Source organism: Paraburkholderia sediminicola (genome assembly GCF_046030555.1).
GTDB lineage: Bacteria > Pseudomonadota > Gammaproteobacteria > Burkholderiales > Burkholderiaceae > Paraburkholderia > Paraburkholderia sediminicola_E.
The window spans coordinates 92,073-108,156 of record NZ_JAQQCH010000011.1; the positions used below are offsets into that span (position 1 = coordinate 92,073).

Annotated in this window: 15 protein-coding genes; 4 read left to right on the top strand and 11 right to left on the bottom strand. The window is 62.2% G+C overall.

Annotated elements, in window-relative coordinates; translation table 11 throughout:
* Positions 1-49: 49 nt before the first annotated feature.
* From PQQ52_RS17400 to araD, 4 genes are all read right to left on the bottom strand, one after another.
* Positions 50-1,117 carry a LacI family DNA-binding transcriptional regulator gene (locus PQQ52_RS17400; RefSeq protein ID WP_408213606.1) on the bottom strand — a complete coding sequence of 356 codons (1,068 nt, stop codon included), beginning with the start codon at positions 1,115-1,117 and terminating at the stop codon, positions 50-52.
* 114 nt (positions 1,118-1,231) lie between these two features.
* Positions 1,232-2,557 (bottom strand): MFS transporter, encoded by a 1,326-nt coding sequence (locus PQQ52_RS17405; RefSeq protein ID WP_408213608.1) that lies wholly within the window; start codon positions 2,555-2,557, stop codon positions 1,232-1,234.
* 69 nt (positions 2,558-2,626) lie between these two features.
* Positions 2,627-3,361, bottom strand: a complete 735-nt coding sequence (locus PQQ52_RS17410) for a ribonuclease activity regulator RraA (protein ID WP_408213611.1) — start codon at positions 3,359-3,361, stop codon at positions 2,627-2,629.
* A gap of 17 nt (positions 3,362-3,378) precedes the next feature.
* Positions 3,379-5,184 (bottom strand): L-arabinonate dehydratase, encoded by a 1,806-nt coding sequence (araD, locus tag PQQ52_RS17415; protein ID WP_408213614.1) that lies wholly within the window; start codon positions 5,182-5,184, stop codon positions 3,379-3,381.
* A 235-nt stretch (positions 5,185-5,419) separates the two neighbouring features.
* Between araD and PQQ52_RS17420 the strand changes: the two genes are divergently transcribed.
* The 3 genes from PQQ52_RS17420 (at position 5,420) to PQQ52_RS17430 (ending at position 7,790) form a co-directional block, all read left to right on the top strand.
* Positions 5,420-5,845, top strand: a complete 426-nt coding sequence (locus PQQ52_RS17420; RefSeq protein ID WP_408213616.1) for a ribbon-helix-helix domain-containing protein — start codon at positions 5,420-5,422, stop codon at positions 5,843-5,845.
* 119 nt (positions 5,846-5,964) lie between these two features.
* Positions 5,965-7,086, top strand: coding sequence for an extracellular catalytic domain type 1 short-chain-length polyhydroxyalkanoate depolymerase (locus PQQ52_RS17425; protein WP_408213619.1), 1,122 nt, complete (start codon positions 5,965-5,967; stop codon positions 7,084-7,086).
* 191 nt (positions 7,087-7,277) lie between these two features.
* Positions 7,278-7,790 carry a phasin family protein gene (locus PQQ52_RS17430; protein ID WP_408213621.1) on the top strand — a complete coding sequence of 171 codons (513 nt, stop codon included), beginning with the start codon at positions 7,278-7,280 and terminating at the stop codon, positions 7,788-7,790.
* Between the two features lie 188 nt (positions 7,791-7,978).
* On the opposite strand, the gene PQQ52_RS17435 is transcribed toward PQQ52_RS17430, so the two are convergent.
* Both PQQ52_RS17435 and PQQ52_RS17440 read right to left on the bottom strand, forming a co-directional pair.
* Complete coding sequence (locus PQQ52_RS17435) at positions 7,979-8,788, bottom strand: mechanosensitive ion channel family protein (RefSeq protein ID WP_408213623.1); 810 nt, start codon at positions 8,786-8,788, stop codon at positions 7,979-7,981.
* Between the two features lie 141 nt (positions 8,789-8,929).
* Positions 8,930-10,639 (bottom strand): putative bifunctional diguanylate cyclase/phosphodiesterase, encoded by a 1,710-nt coding sequence (locus PQQ52_RS17440; RefSeq protein WP_408213625.1) that lies wholly within the window; start codon positions 10,637-10,639, stop codon positions 8,930-8,932.
* A gap of 430 nt (positions 10,640-11,069) precedes the next feature.
* Between PQQ52_RS17440 and PQQ52_RS17445 the strand changes: the two genes are divergently transcribed.
* Positions 11,070-11,990 (top strand): LysR family transcriptional regulator, encoded by a 921-nt coding sequence (locus tag PQQ52_RS17445; RefSeq protein WP_408213627.1) that lies wholly within the window; start codon positions 11,070-11,072, stop codon positions 11,988-11,990.
* 167 nt (positions 11,991-12,157) lie between these two features.
* Here PQQ52_RS17445 and PQQ52_RS17450 read toward each other — a convergent pair whose 3' ends face one another.
* The 5 genes from PQQ52_RS17450 to PQQ52_RS17470 all read right to left on the bottom strand — a co-directional run bounded on the left by PQQ52_RS17450 (position 12,158) and on the right by PQQ52_RS17470 (position 15,923).
* The gene (locus PQQ52_RS17450; protein ID WP_408213630.1) at positions 12,158-13,342 is read right to left on the bottom strand and encodes an NAD(P)/FAD-dependent oxidoreductase; all 1,185 of its coding nucleotides are present in this window, start codon (positions 13,340-13,342) and stop codon (positions 12,158-12,160) included.
* Positions 13,339-13,506: a rubredoxin gene (locus PQQ52_RS17455; RefSeq protein ID WP_408213633.1), complete on the bottom strand. Its 168-nt coding sequence runs from the start codon at positions 13,504-13,506 to the stop codon at positions 13,339-13,341. The genes PQQ52_RS17450 and PQQ52_RS17455 overlap by 4 nt, the downstream gene beginning before the upstream one ends.
* A gap of 46 nt (positions 13,507-13,552) precedes the next feature.
* Entirely contained in the window at positions 13,553-14,620 is a 1,068-nt protein-coding gene (locus PQQ52_RS17460) for a Rieske 2Fe-2S domain-containing protein (protein WP_408213636.1), read from the bottom strand.
* A gap of 202 nt (positions 14,621-14,822) precedes the next feature.
* A complete protein-coding gene (gene msrC / locus PQQ52_RS17465; RefSeq protein ID WP_408213638.1) occupies positions 14,823-15,323 on the bottom strand; it encodes a free L-methionine (R)-S-oxide reductase MsrC in 501 nt (166 codons plus the stop codon).
* Positions 15,324-15,500: 177 nt separating this feature from the next.
* Positions 15,501-15,923: a TOBE domain-containing protein gene (locus PQQ52_RS17470; protein ID WP_408213640.1), complete on the bottom strand. Its 423-nt coding sequence runs from the start codon at positions 15,921-15,923 to the stop codon at positions 15,501-15,503.
* Positions 15,924-16,084: the final 161 nt, after the last annotated feature.

Genomic DNA, 16,084 nt, shown 5'->3' on the forward strand with positions numbered 1-16,084 from the left:
TACCCTTCTCCGCGTGCCTGCTCCGGTTTATCCAGCAACGGCAACAGCGTCAGCTCGTCTCGCGCTCAACGATATGAAACCCAACGTCGGTTACCCTGGTCTTGTCGACGCCGGCTAACCGGTCAAGCAGACATCGCGCGGCCGTGAGGCCAATGCGCGTACCGTCGACTCGCACAGTGGTCAATTGCGGCGTGGTTTCAGTCGCGAATTCGAGGTCGCCGAAACCGCAAATAGAAAGTTGCGACGGCACGTCCATCCCCATGTGTTTGGCCGCGCCGAGCACGCCGATAGCGAGCAGATCCGAGCCGCAGAACACCGCGTCGAGGTTCGGCGCCTGTTCGATCAGCGTCGGCAATGCAGCCTTGCCGGTAGCAACCGAGCTCGGGGGCGACACCAGCACCTCGGCGATCCTATCGATACCCGCTTGCGCAAGACGCTCGCGAAAACCGTCCCGGCGCGCAAGCGCACGGTCGTCGTTTGCTGAGACAAGGCCCGGCGCGCGCACGTTACGCGCCAGAAAATGCTCAGCCACCGCCACGCCGACCTGATAGTGCGAAAAACCCACCAGCATATCGATCGGCGTCTCGGTCATGTCCCAGGTTTCGACGATCGGCATGCCTACGTTAAGCAAGCGCTCGCGCAACGAATCGGCGTGCGCAACGCCGGTCAGCAGCACGCCTTCCGGACGCCGGCTCAGCACCGCGTCGAGCACCGCCTCCTCGCTCGAATCGCTGTAGCCGCTCAGAGCCAGCAGCACCTGATAACCGGCACGCGACATCGTCTCGCTGAACACCTGAATCGTTTCGGAAAACAGTGAGTGAGCGATGGTGGGCACGATCGCGGCAATCAGACGCGAGCGTGACGACGACAAGCCGCCCGCGAGACGATTGGGCACATAGCCGAGCTTTCGCACCACCTGCCGCACCCGTTCGAGCGTCTCAGGCGCAACCGTCTCCGGACTATTGAAGACCCGCGACACCGTAATCGGCGCGACGCCCGCCTGCGCGGCAACGTCCGTGATGCGCAAGCCCTTGGGGCCGCCTCGCAAGCGTTTCGCTGGCGCCGTCGCCGCTTCCGGCACGTCAGGGCTGGCGGCGGTCGGCTTGTGATTCGGCATGGCTCGGTGGCTGGAGTAATGTATCGCGCTTATTGTAGACTGCGGCCCGCCATCCGCTGCGGGTAGACGACCTGCGATTCAAGCGACCCGAATCCATGGCAAAAAGGACGAGATTCACTCGGTCACGGGCACATGGCTTTGCGCAATGTGAGCATTTCGATTGCGGCGCAGGATCAGCAACGTGACGACGGCAAATACCAGCAGGCAAGTCGCCGGAATCAGCATCGGCGCCTTCACGCTGCCCGTGGTCTGACGCACCCACGGCACCAGATTCTGCGCAATGAAGCCGCCGATATTGCCGAGCGAATTGATCGCCGCAATCCCGGCTGCGGCACGCGCGCCGAACAGGAACTTCGGCGGCAGCGTCCAGAAACACGGGATCAGCAAATACATGCAGGGGGCGCCGAAACAGAGCGCGGCAAAACGCAGCGTGTTGGTCGGCAGAAACACGGCGCTCAGGAAGCATGCGACACCGAGCAACGCGGCTACCAGCATCGCGACGATTGCGCGATTGCCGCCGCGCAGCTTCGACGGCAGCCACGCGAGTACGATCGTCGCCATCAGCCATGGAATGATGTTCAGCAAACCGTTGGTCGTATTGCTGACGCCGAAGCCCTTCACCAGCGTTGGCAGCCAGTAGCTCACACCGTAGACGGATATCGACAGCATCATGTAGTACAGCGCCATGCCGATCACGCGTGGCTCCGTCAGCACGCTCAGTAGCGAGGAATGACCGGTGTAATTTCGCTTCATCTGTGCGCGTTCTGCGTCGAGCGTGCCGGTGAGCCATTGTTTTTCATCGGCGGAGAGAAACGTTGCCTGTGCCGGTGACGCCGGCAGCAGGAACAGCACGACGAAGGTCAACAGAATCGACGGCAAGCCGGTGACGATGAACACGAGCTGCCAGCCGTGCAATCCCGCGAGGCCGCCCTTGTCGAGCAGCCACCCGCAGATCGGCGCACCCACCATGTTTCCCAAACTGCTGCCGACGGTGAAGTAGCCGAGCATCCGCACGCGGTGCCGTGACGGAAACCACAACGTCAGGTAGTAGATCACGCCCGGATATAAGCCCGCTTCCGACGCGCCGAGCAGAAAACGCAGCACGTAAAACATCGTCGCATTCTGCGTGAACGCGAGAAGTATAGTGACGACGCCCCACGTGAACATGATGCGCGCCATCCAGCGTGGTGCGCCGTACTTGTGCAGCAACACGTTGCTCGGCACTTCGAACAACAGATAGCCGATAAAGAACAACGACGCACCGAGCCCGTACGCGACTTCAGAAAGCCCGAGGCTGCCGAGCATCTGCAGCTTGGCAAAACTGATATTGGAGCGGTCGATGTAGGCAACGAGATAGAGCAAGCCGAGCAGCGGCATCAAACGGAGTGCCAGGCGGTTGATCAGACGCGATTCGTCGATCGCCGGGGTCGTGATATTCACTGAGTCTCCTGCGCTCGCGCCGTTCGCGCGAACAATGGCCAGGCGATGGATCGAAACAGCCTCAACGCATTATTGTTTTTGTGCCCGCCATTGCGCGTAAGCAGCGAGCGTTTCCTCGTTCGGAGGATACGTGCCGCGCAGCGGCCGGCCTTCTTCGATACGCTGCGTGATGAACACTTCGAGCTGCTCCTGCTCGGTGGCGTCGTGCGCGACTTCGGTCGCCATTTCGCGCGGCACGATGACCACGCCGTCCACATCGGCGACGACGATATCGCCGGGATAGACCGGCACACCGCCACAGGCGATCGGCACATTCATATCGACCGCATGATGTTTTGCCAGATTCAGCGGCGCGCTCGCGCCGGCACACCAGAGCGGCAAGCCCAGTTCCGAGATCGTGCCGCTATCGCGCACCGGGCCATCCGAGACCATGCCGGCCACACCGCGCTTCGCGAGACGCAGCGCGAGAATCGAACCGACCGACGCAACCGCGCGTTCGCCACGGCAGTCCTGCACCAGCACGCTGCCAGGCGGTGCCGTTTCAACAGCTTTGCGCTGCGGATGGTCCGGGTCCTGAAACACGCCGACGTGATCGAGATCCTCGCGTGCCGGGATGTTGCGCAGCGTGAACGCCGGGCCGACAAGGTTCGGTGCGCCGGGTGCCGGTTTGACGAGCGGCGCGACGCCTTGCAGGAACACGTTGCGCAAGCCGCGCTTGAAAAGTTGTGTGGTCAGCGTTGCCGTGCTGACGTGCCGCAACTGCTCGAGTGTCGCGTCGCTGATGGTGATGTGGGATGCGGTCATGAGAGGCATGGATTGAGTTAGTGAATGTCGGGCTCGGTACGCGCCGTGGCCGGCGAGGTTTGCTCCGTCTGCGTGACGGGCGCCGGGGTCTGCTGCGCACCTGCGCTCAGCGGTTCTTCGAGGAAGTCGAAGTCACAGCCCTTATTGGCCTGCGTCACGTGCAGTTGATGCATCACGCCGAAGCCGCGCTCGAACGGCCGCTTGGGCGGTTGCCACGCAGCCTTGCGCGCCACGAGTTCAGCATCGCTGACTTCGACATGCAAACGCCGGGCCGGCACGTCCAGCACGATCATGTCGCCATCCTTGACGAGCGCGAGCGGACCGCCGACGAACGATTCAGGCGCAACGTGCAGCACGCACGCGCCGTAACTGGTGCCGCTCATGCGTGCGTCGGAAATGCGCACCATGTCACGTACACCCTGCTTCAGCAGTTTTTGCGGAATCGGCAGCTGGCCCCACTCGGGCATGCCGGGCGCGCCCACCGGCCCCGCGTGTTGCAGCACGATCACCGAATCGGCGGTAACGTCCAGCGCTTCCGAGTCGATCCGCGCGGCCATGTCGGCGTAGTCCTTGAACACCACCGCCGGTCCGCGGTGTTTCCGCAGATGCGCTTCCATCGCGGCCGGTTTGATCACCGCGCCATCCGGCGCGAGATTGCCGGTGAGCACCGCGAGACCGTCGCTGGCGACGAGCGGATTGCCGCGCTTGCGGATCACGTCGTCGTTGAAAGTCTCGGCACCTGCAATGTTCTCGCCGAGCGTCGCGCCATTGACCGTCATCTGCGAACCGTCAATGAGTTCGCCCAACTCGACCAGCAGCGCACGCAGGCCACCGGCATAGAAAAAATCTTCCATCAGGTACTGGCCCGCAGGGCGCAGATTGGCGAGTACTGGTGTGATGCGCGCCAGTTCGTCAAAGCGTGCCGTCGTCAGATCGATGCCGGCGCGGCGCGCCACGGCAACGAGGTGGACGATCGCGTTCGTCGACCCGGACATCGCCAGCACGGTGGTCACCGCGTTGTCGAAAGATCTGGCCGTCAGGATGTCTGACGGTTTCTGATCGGTCCATACCATCTCGACGACGCGTTGTCCTGTCAATGAGGCGAACTGCGCGTGCCGTGAGTCGACAGCAGGAATCGACGAGAAGCCGGACAGCGTCAGACCGAGCGCTTCGGTGGCGCTGGTCATGGTCGACGCCGTACCCATCGTCATGCAATGGCCCGGCGAGCGAGCGATGCCGCTCTCGATGCCCTTCCACTCCTCTTCCGTGATCTTGCCGGCGCGCAACTCAGCCCAGTACTTCCACGTGTCCGAGCCGCTGCCGAGCGTGCGGCCGTTCCAGTTGCCGCGCAACATCGGCCCCGCCGGCAGATAGATGGCCGGCAGGTTCATGCTGATCGCACCCATCAGCAGGCCGGGCGTGGTCTTGTCGCAACCGCCCATCAGCACGCAGCCGTCGAACGGATAGGACTTCAGCAACTCCTCGGTTTCCATCGCGAGGAAGTTGCGATACAGCATCGTGGTCGGCTTCTGGAATGGCTCGGCGAGCGTCATTACCGGCATTTCGACCGGAAAGCCACCGGCCTGCCAGACACCGCGCTTCACTTCTTCCACGCGCTGCTTGAAGTGCGTGTGGCACGAGTTGATCTCGCTCCACGTGTTGACCACGGCGATCACCGGCTTGCCCATGTAATCCGACGGGTGGTAACCCATTTGCGCCGTGCGCGAACGGTGGCCGAACGAGCGCAGATCGTTCACCCCATACCAACGATAGCTGCGAAGCTGCTCAGATGTTTTGCGGTTCGATGACACAGATATCTCCATGGTAGCGCTACCATTACATTCGACAAACGCATGCCGTCGAGTGCTTCATTGCCGCCGATGGTAGCGATACCATCGCGACGTGTCGTTAAGGGATTCCACTGACGCGAAGCGACCTCGCCACTACCGACCCTCATTTTCCTCATTGACGCCCTTCGAGCCAGGCACGTATAACCATCCCATTGGATGTTATTTGGATGGTATGTGGATTCCAAACCAGGTACCGCACGGAATAGAAATGGCCAACCTCAAACTTATCGACACCTCCCGCCCAAAAGGCGGGGAGACCGAAAAAATCACCATCAACCTCGGCCCAATCGACCTCGGTCAGATCGATTTACTCGTCGAAGAAGGTTTTTATTCGAACCGTACCGATCTGATCCGTACTGCGATCCGCAATCAGCTCGCGGTACACGCGCAAGTCGTCACGGAAACGGTGACCCGGCGCGCGATGGTGCTCGGCTTGCAGCACTTCTCGAGGCAGGACCTCGAAGCCATTCAGGCCGCGAACGAACGACTGGACATTCATGTGCTCGGCCTCGCCAGCATTGCAGCGGATGTGCCGCCGGAACTCGCGGCGGCCACGATCGCGTCGGTGGCGGTACTCGGTGCATTTCACGCGTCGCCCGCAGTCAAGGCAGCGCTGGCCGGCCGCATCAGGTAGGCACGCCGGGCCTGGCGGATCCGATGGTTGAACACGTGCTTAAACCCGTGTTTGAACCCCTGAAGCTCATCGCCTGATCCAGCCGCGCTCCATGCAAGTCAACGTAACCGCTTACCGTCATGAAAATAAATGAAGATTTCCTGAAGTCGATGAAAGAAGCCTTCGACTTGCTGCGCACGAAGGGACCGAAGGAAGCAACCGCTGCGGTTCAGCGCGCGCTCGCCGGCAACGCGGCCGAAGCAGGCCATGCGCAAACACCGCACATGCCGCAGAGTGTCAACGAATGGGCGCAAGCGTGGACCCAGGCGCAAGGTCAGGCGCAATCACGCGCCGATACCGCGCCGCATACGCCTGCCGGGCACACTTTCGACGCGGACACACCCGGCACCTTCAGCACCCACACCTTCACCAATAACGCGGGCCAACGCCAGTACAAGCTCTACGTGCCCGCTGCCTACCACAACGAACCGTTGCCGCTAATCGTGATGCTGCACGGTTGCACGCAAAACGCCGACGACTTCGCGGCCGGCACACGCATGAACGAAATGGCCGAGCGTCACGGCTTCCTCGTCGTGTATCCGAATCAATCGCAGGCAGCCAATCATTCGACATGCTGGAACTGGTTCAAGCCTGCCGACCAGCAGCGCGATCAGGGCGAACCGTCGTTGATCGCGGGCATCACTCATGAGGTGATGGCGCGCTACCGCTTCGATCCGGCTCGGGTGTACGTGGCGGGACTGTCAGCGGGCGGCGCAATGGCCGACATCATGTTGAAGACCTCGCCCGAGCTGTATGCGGCAGCCTGCGTGCATTCCGGCCTTGCCTACGGAAGCGCGACGGATCTGCCCTCGGCACTCGCCGCGATGAGGGGCGGCAAAGCGCATCGCGACCGCTCACGCGTCGAACCGCAACGCCCGCTCATTGTGTTTCATGGCGATGCGGACACGACAGTGCATCCCTCGAACGCCGCAGCGCTCGTAGCGGGTTTCGATGCCGGCGTCACGACAGTCAGCGCGCCGTCACACGCCGCGGGCACGGCCAGCGGCCGGCGCGATTGCACGGTGCATCGGCTTACGGCGCCGAATGGCGCCGAAGCCGAGTCCTGGTCGATTCATGGCGCGGGCCACGCATGGGCAGGCGGCAGTCAGCGCGGCTCGTACACGGACCCATCCGGCCCCGACGCGACTGCCGAAATGCTGCGTTTTTTCCTCGCGCATCCGCGTACTTCAGGCGTTCACTGAGGGCATTCACCAAGTGCCTTTTGACTGAGGAATCATTTTGACGAAAACGCTGTACATCCTTCCGTAAAGGTATAGAGTGGCCAATGTTGCAGCGCAGCAAAATCACTGCGCCGCGTCGACCTGCCGTCTCGCGTGAGACCTGGCCTCCGAAATCCTTTGGGCGCCTGCGCCGGGTCACTTTGGAGATCACCATGCAAAGCCCCGCGATCGAACATAGCGCCGCCTTTGGCCAACGTACTTTCAACATCTTCTCCGCCTTGCAACTCGATGGGCTGGCGTGTCTGCAAAAGCTCGGCGAACTCAATCTCGCGGCAATGAAGGCAACGGTCACCGAAAGCAAGAACGCATTGTCGGGCGCCCAGTTCACCGCGGCGCCGTTCGCCGGCGCGTCCGAAGCGCAGCAGCAACTGGTTCAACGCACCCTGTCGTACGCTCAACACGTTAAGGAAATCGACGCGCAATTCACCGCGGCGTTGACCAAGGCTGGTGAATCGCTGCGCGAAGAGTTCGGCGCCAGCGTGGCGCAGTTCGGCTCGGGCTTCGGCCAGACCACGCCGTTCAGTTCGGATAGCGCATTTGGCGCAATGCAATCCGTGATGGCTTCGATGATTCATTCCGGCAACGTGATGCAGGACAGCATCAAGCGTGCATCTGGTGCCATGGCCGGTACGGCGATCACTGCCGCGGACGACGCAGCACGCTAAGTCCCACGCAGTAATGTGACCAGACGAAAAGGGGCCAATCGGCCCCTTTTCTCTTTTCCGTGTTCCGTATCGGGACGAAACGCGTCCGGCGTGTGGTGCATCCGGCCCGGCTCGACTGCCGCGCGCACCACTACGCACGCATACCTCTGCCGCACCACACCCCTACTCTGCGCGCCGCAAGCCAGTCACTATGCCGCCACCGGACAGCCGGCCTGTTCGAGCGCGGTCTGGGCATGGTCCTGCAGATCGTCTGTCGTGAGCGACGCGTCCGGCGAACGCACCCATGCGGCGATGCGCAGCGTCGCGCCGCCGTCCTCGGGATAGTCCGCGACGGTGATGACCGGCGCGAGCGTCGAACCGCTCAAAACGCGCGGTTCGTCGGCGACCAGTTTCTTCAATTCGCCGATCGCCGCGTCCACGTCTTTACGCTGCGCGAGTCCGACTTCGACCTCGATGCGTTGCGTGCCGCCGCTGCTGTAGTTGATCACCGGATTGCTCCAGATCTGGCTGTTCGGCACAAACACCGCGTTGCCGTCGCCACGTTCGATGCGCGTAGTGAACAGCCCCACTTCGCGCACGATGCCCGCAGCGGCCCCACTACCCTCGATCACGTCACCGACGCGAAACGGCCGCAACATCAGCAGCATCATGCCGGCCGCGATGTTCTGCAGCGTGCCTTGCAAGGCGAGGCCGATCGCGAGACCGGCTGCACCCAGCACCGCCAGTACGCTCGCCGTGGCGATGCCGACTTCGCCAAGCGCCGCGATGAAGACGAGCACGCGCACAGCCCAGGTGCCCATCGCCGCTAACATTGGTGCGAGCGTGGGATCAGCACGCGTGCGCGCTAGCGCTTTTTCGAACACGGAGCCGACCCGGTTCGACAGCCACCAGCCGACAATCAGGATCAGCGCGGCCAGCACGATCTGAAGAACGTCGTGCGTCAATGTGACAAGCAGTGACGGCTGGAAATGCAATAGACGGGTTGGGAGATCGTTCATTATTTGCCTGCGCTCCGTTGCGTATATGTTCTCTTGACGCGAGGAAGCAGGATACGTTCCCGCGTTTTGCACCGCCGGAGCCGAGGCATATAGCTTGCTAAAACCAGGTTAGCAGCGGGATCGCCGGCGTCAACCGGTTCATCAACCGGTGCCGAGCGGTTTCAGCAAATTGCGCAACGCCGCGATGGTGACGGGTCGCGAGAACCAGAATCCTTGCGCCTCGTCGCAGCCGAGTGCTTCCAGTTGCGCGGCCTGTTCGGCCGTCTCTACGCCTTCGGCCGTCACGCGCAGTTTCAGTGCGTGGGCCATGGCGATAATCGCGCCGACGAGCGCCTCGCATTGCGGATCCGTACTCATGCGCATCACAAACGAGCGATCGATTTTCAGGCGATTCAGCGGAAAACGCGTGAGATACGCGAGACTCGAGTAGCCCGTGCCGAAGTCATCCACCGCGACTTCAACGCCTAATTCGCGCAATGCATGCAGCGTCTGCAATGCCAGTTCCGTGTCGCCGAGCAGCACGCCCTCGGTAATTTCCACTTCGAGGTATGAAGGGTCGAGCGCGGCATCCTCCAGCGCCCCGCGGATTGTCTCGAACAGAGTGTTGCGCTGGAACTGTTGCGGCGATACGTTCACCGCGATCCGCGGCAAGGTGCCGGTCAGCCGCAGCAATTTGCCCGCGTCGCGGCACGCGGTACGGATCACCCACTCACCGATCTGTTCGATCAGGCCCGACTCTTCTGCGACCGGCACGAACTCGACCGGACTGATCAACCCACGTTGCGGATGATTCCAGCGCAATAGCGTCTCCACTTGCGCGATACGGCCATTGGACAGCGTCACCTGCGGCTGATACACGAGATGCAGTTGCTGACGCTCGAGCGCTTCGCGCAGCATCGTCTCCAGTTCGAAGCGGCGCGCCGCCAGGCCTTCGAGCGCGGTGGAAAAACGCCGCACCGCATTGCCGTTCACCGCCGAAGCCGCCGACAACGCCACGCCCGCGCGGCGCATCAGCGTCGGCGCATCGGCACCGTCGGCGGGATAGGCGACGATGCCGATACTCGCCGTGATGTTCAGCGCAGTGCCCGCGTAGTCGATCGACTCTGCGATGCGGCTCAATGCCTCTGCAGCGAAAGCGTCGGCCGCCGTGCCGGTTTCCTTGATCAGCAGCGCGAATTGCGTGCCGCCGATCGAGGCGATCGTACCGTCGTTGGGGAACAGACCGCGCAAGCGCTCGCCGACGATCTGCAGCACCAGTTCGGCCGCATGCAAACCAAGCGCATCGCGCAGTTTGCGCAAATGATCGAGTTCGGCAATCAGCACGGTAAAGCCATTGCCGCTTCGCTGGCAACGCGCGATCGTGAGTTCGAGGCGTTCGGTGAAAAGCGTCTGATTGGGCAGGCGGGTCACGCCGTCGTGATGCGCGACGTACCACAACCGGGCCTCGGATTGCGCGTAGCGCGTCATGTCGATGGCAATGCCGACGTAGCGCACGGGCCCGGTGGCGACCCCGCCGGGATACGCCGGCTCGGCGGCGAGCGGCGCGAGCGCGAACACCACGCGAATCGGGGTGCCGTTGCGCCGCACATAGGTCCATTCGCCTTCATAGCGCGAGCTTATCGCCGACAGCCGCGGCAGTTCGGCACGGCGCCTCGCGAGTTCGGCCGGATCGTGCAAGGACTCAAAGGTGCGCCGGCCGATCAATTCTTCGGCGCCAAAGCCGGTCAGCTTTTCGAAAGCAACGTTGACGGAGTCAAACGTGCCGTCGGCTGTACAAATGAACATGCCGTATGGCGCCGCCGCAAGCGCGGCGTCGCGTGGACGCGCTTCGGCATAGTGGTGATCTTGCATCGCGCCGGCCTTTGAATTTCCTGGGTACTGGAAGCGAATGAGGAAAGCGGTGAGCGTTTTTCTGGCGCGTACGGCGCAACCGGTGAAGCTGGCAGATTGGGTCCGATCCGCCGGGTAACCGTCCGTATGATAACGGCTTTCCTGGCCGAATCCACCGCGCCGGCCGCGCATTCTTCGTAGCAATCGTTTCCCTCGGTATATTCCCGAGTGCCGGTGGCGACACGCCCGTTATCGTGCACATCATAAAGCGATCGCTATGACCGACATGCTCCGCGCCTCATGACTCAACGCACACCGGCTTTTGACGCCGTCGCACAGGGCTTCGACGGATTGACGACCGTTATATCTATAGATATATTTCGCTCGCGATCCTTCATTAAAAAACACCGCCCCACAGCATGGATCCGCACGAAACAGGGTCCCGCTTTTCATGTCGAAGGAAATCATCGATTCGCACCTTCTCAAGGTGCTACACACGCTTCTGACCGAATCAAGCGTGTCGCGCACGGCAACGTTGCTCGGACAATCGCAGCCGACCGTTAGCGTGGCGCTGCGCAAACTGCGCGACATGACCGGCGATCCTCTGCTGGTGCGCAGTGGCAGCCGGATGGTTCTCACGGCGCACGCCCTCACGCTGATCGAACCCGCGGCGCAAGCGCTGAACAATATCGCGGCCATTCTGCATCCCACTACGTCGTTCAATCCGGCCACCACTAGCCAGACTTTTCGGATCGGCTCGCCGGATTATCTCGATGCGTTCTTCGTCCCCGCCGTGGTCGATGCGTTTCATCGCGAAGCGCCCGGTGCGAAGCTCGAGTTCAGACATCTGATGATGGTGGACGGCGGCTATGAACATGGTCTGGAAAGCGGCTTTCTCGATCTGGTGATCGGTAACTGGCGCACGCCGCCGGATCATCTGCATTTGCAGCCGCTGTGCAAGGACGAACTGGTGTGCCTGATGCGCAATGGCCACCCGATCAAACCGGGGCGGCTTAGCAAGCCCGTCTACGAAGAAGCGGAACACCTGGCCGTGATGACCTACAACACGACGGCATGGGGCACCGTCGACGTCGAACTCGCCCGCAATGGCCTATCGCGCACCGTTACCACGACACTGCCTTACTTCGGCATGGCGCCCTACGTTCTGGCGCGTTCCAATCTGCTGTTCACCACCACCCGCGCACTCGCCACGCACTACGCCAGGATGCTGCCGTTGCGCATCGAGCCGGTGCCTGGCGAACCGCAGGCGCTCACCTACTATCAACTCTGGCACGATCGCACGCATCGCAGCGTGGCGGCGGTATGGCTGCGGCGGTTGATCGCCAATGTCGCCAAAGATCTGGTTTCCTAAGCATTCGCCACCCGCACATCCATCATTTCAGCGGATAAAAAAACGCCGCAAGCAGAGCTTGCGGCGCGAATGCGATCATCGGATGTGTTCCAGGTGACAGGCCCTTTAAAACACCAAGCGATCACAAAGTGAGGTCGGTCAGACGGAAGATTGTTATGGGTTAAGGGTCAGCTAATGGCCCCCTCGGTAATGGCCTTGATCAGCGCGGCTTTGCCCTCGATCGCCGCGCCGAGCAGTGCGAAGCCCACCGGACGTTCGCTGGTGGCATGCCGGCACACGGCGCGCGCTGCGTGTTTCGGTGCATCGCCTGCGGTTTCGTTCGACCAGGCGCCCTCGCCGTCCGGCGTCACGACGACGGCGGGACTCGCGGGCGTCTTCACGGTAATCGGCATCACCGGGAAAGCGACACGCGTCGGCTGACCGGTCAGGGTACGCGCGAGCGCCCGCGCGGCGTGCATGATCGGCAGAACATACGGCTGCACTTTGCCGTCTATCGCGGCACAGTCGCCGAGTGCGTAGATATCCGGCGCACTGGTGCGGCACCACGCATCAGTTCGAATGCCCTGATCGATTTCGAGACCCGCTGCGGCTGCGAGCGTCGTACGCGGCGCGAGGCCAACCGCCGACACGACCAGATTCGTGTCGATCGGCTCACCTTCGGCGAACGTCAACCGATACCCGTCCGACAAGCGGTCGATACGATTCACACTGCGGCCAGGATGAAAACGGATGCCGCCATCGTCAAGCGCGCGAGCGAAGATTTCGCCCACGTCCCGAGGAAGCAGGCGGGCCAGCGGTGTCGGAGCAGGATCGATCAGACTGACCGCATAACCGGCGGCAGCCAGATCGTTGGCAAACTCGCAGCCGATCAGACCCGCACCCAGAATCGCCACTGAACGGCAACGCGTGAGCGCCAACCTGAAACGCGCGTAGTCGCCGAGATCGTTGATCGACATCACGTCGCCCGCGCCGTCGCCCGCTACTTTCAGGCGGCGTGGGTCCGCGCCCGTGGCCAGCACCAGCTTGCTGTAGCCGAGCAACGCGTTGTCGACAACGAGCGTGCGCTCGGCCGGCAAAATGCGCTCGACATGCTGATGCACGCGTATCCACGCACCCAGTTGCGCCGCCATTGCTATGGCGTCGAAACTCGCCAGCGTCTGCGGCTCTTTCTTCATCGCCAGTGCATTCGACAACATCGGCTTCGAATAGAAGCTGCCGTCGTCGCGACTGATCATGACGATCGGCACCGTGCTATCGAGCTTGCGCAATTCACGCGCGACCGTATAACCCGCCATGCCGGTGCCGACGATCACCACCGGTTGTCCCTTGTCCTCATGCTGAGCAGCCGTCATGCGATCACCTGCATTTCAAAATCGTGTTTACCGGTTGCGCAGTCCGGGCACAGCCAGTCGTCCGGTACCTCTTCCCAGCGTGTGCCCGGTGCAATCCCAGCTTCCGGCAGACCCAGTGCTTCGTCATAGCGAAAGCCGCAGATCACGCATTCCCATACTTTCATCGCTTCTCTCCCGAATCACGAATCACGCATCGCATCGCGTCGCGAACTAGCGCACATACGCCTGGCCGAGACCGATCTCGGCCAACGCTCGACGATAGGCACCCGACGAACGGTCAGCGAGAATCGGCGCTTCCGCCGCGCGGTCGATCGGCAAATCCTCCGGACACTGCAGTTCGACGATCGCGCGATCTTCTTCGAACACCTGACGATTGAACGCGTAGACGTCCTCGAGCGGCAAATCCTTATCGAAGTTGCGCACGATCGGCACGAACAGACGCGTCTTGCGCGCGGACACGGGGCTCGCGGCATTCAGGATCGACAGGCGGCCGTTGTCGGGAAAGTGCACCGTCAGACGCGCAAAGAACGGCACGTCGACGTCGAAGAAGCGGCGCCACAGATAACCTTCCGGCGCGCGATGCTGCATCGATTTCGGGAAGTTGCTGACCGTGCTCACATACTCCGCATGCATGCCGCGTTCGCGCCGCTCAACTGAATACTGCGGCACCACCGGGTTATGCCGGTCGGCGAAGCTGTCGTGATGAATCCACGCGAAATGCGCGACGTCGATGAAGCCTTCGGTCTGACGTCCCGCCGAAGCATTAATGTCGATCGAAGGCGGCAGGATCTGCTGGAAATCGGGATCGTCCCAGTTGGGAAACGCGGGCAACGCTTCGGTGCCGCCACCCAGCGAGACCCACACGAGGCCGTAGGCCTCCTGCGTGGCGTACGTGACAAGGCGCAAACGATCCGGAATGGTCCCGTCCGCTTGCGACGGAATGTGCTTGCACTTGCCGTCGCTACCGTACGCGAGGCCGTGATACGGACACACGATGTTGCCGTTATCGACCCACCCCTGGCTGAGCGGCGCCCCGCGATGAGGACAGATATCGCGCGCGCTCACCAGCTGATCGTTCGAGCGGAACACGACCAGCGGCTCGTCGAGCAGCGTCACACTGATGGGTTTGTCGGTCACCTCGGCGGCGAACGCCACCGGATGCCAGTAGAGGCTGAGAATGTCCCAGTCGTGGCTATCGAAAGTGCAATTGCGGGGTAAAGCGGGGGAGCGTTGGAATGTCAGCGGGGCAGCGGTAGCAGTAGCGGTGGCGGAACTCATGCATGTCTCCAAAACCTGATGGGGGTTCGTCGCGCTCATGCATGTACTGTCCCCCAGGAGGACTTCCTTCGGGGCGTCATGAGCGCGTGGAGAGAACGATAGCGGGATGCGGTCCGCCGACCCATCCCCTGAAGCGCATCTAGTCTATGTACGAAAAAGCATAGGGTGCCGCCGCACCGCTGGACCCGTCGTCTTGAAACGCCTACGATGCACGCGGCAGCGCGGCTTCGATAAACACCGCGCACAGCGCTTCCATGCCCTTCGCGTCTTCTTCGTCGAAGCGCGCGGCGATCGGGCTATCCACATCCCACACGCCGATCAGCGTGCCGTCCGGTGCGACGAGCGGCACGACTATTTCCGATTGCGATGCCGAATCACAGGCGATATGGCCAGGAAATTCATGCACGTCGCGCACCACTTGCGTCTGACGGGTTTGCGCTGCCGTGCCGCACACGCCCTTGCCGAGCGCGATGCGCACGCAAGCAGGTTTGCCCTGGAACGGCCCGACCACCAGTTCGCGGCCGTCGTGGAAATAGAAACCGGCCCAGTTCAGATCGCTCAGCGAATGGAACACAAACGCGGAGAAATTCGCGGCGTTGGCGATCCAGTCGGTTTCGCCGGCGAGCAGCGAACGGGCCTGGGCGGCCAGTTCTTCGTAGTGTGCGGCTTTGGGCAGATGCGAGGCGGAGGAGACTTCGAACATGACGGCGTCCGTGATGAAAGCGGAAAGAGAAACAGCGAGGTGTGCAGTGTAAAGCAAGCCGCCGTTTCCTTCACGGCACGCCCTGCTGCGCGTGCCGCCCTCTTTCCGTCCGATCTGCGTACGGCCCGGTGGCTTTATCCAGACGCTAAGCCTGCGGACAACGCCATGCGTCAAGCGTTATTCGACGCCGATGATCACGCTCGATGCCTTGAAGATCGCCGTCGCTGCTTTGCCGCTCGCGAGGCCGAGACGGTCGACGCTTTCATTGGTGATGATCGCGGCGATCTGCGCGCCACCCGCGCTGATCGTCACTTCCGAATTCACCGCGCCCTTGGTGACGGCCGACACCGTACCGGCGATGCAATTGCGCGCCGACACCTGGCTCTTCGCCACGTCGACCATCACGATCACCGACGACGCCTTGACCAGTGCGAACGCCTTCTTACCGGCAGCGAGGCCGAGCGACTTCGCGCTGCCGTGCGTGATGATCGCCACGATCTCGAGGCCGTCCGGTGTGCGCAACGTGACTTCGTCGTTCACGGCACCGTGTTTGACTTCGGCGACTTCGCCGGCGAATTGATTGCGTGCGCTGGTTTGCATGGTGTTCTCCTGGTTGTTGAACCTCGCGAAAGACGATTCGAGGCGATGTGTCGAGTGTATCGAAACGCTATCCGTGCGCGGTCGTGTGCGCCTGAAGCGCGGTATGGCACAGCCGCTATTGACGATTCGAGCTCCAATGAAAACACATAAGCGTTGTGTAA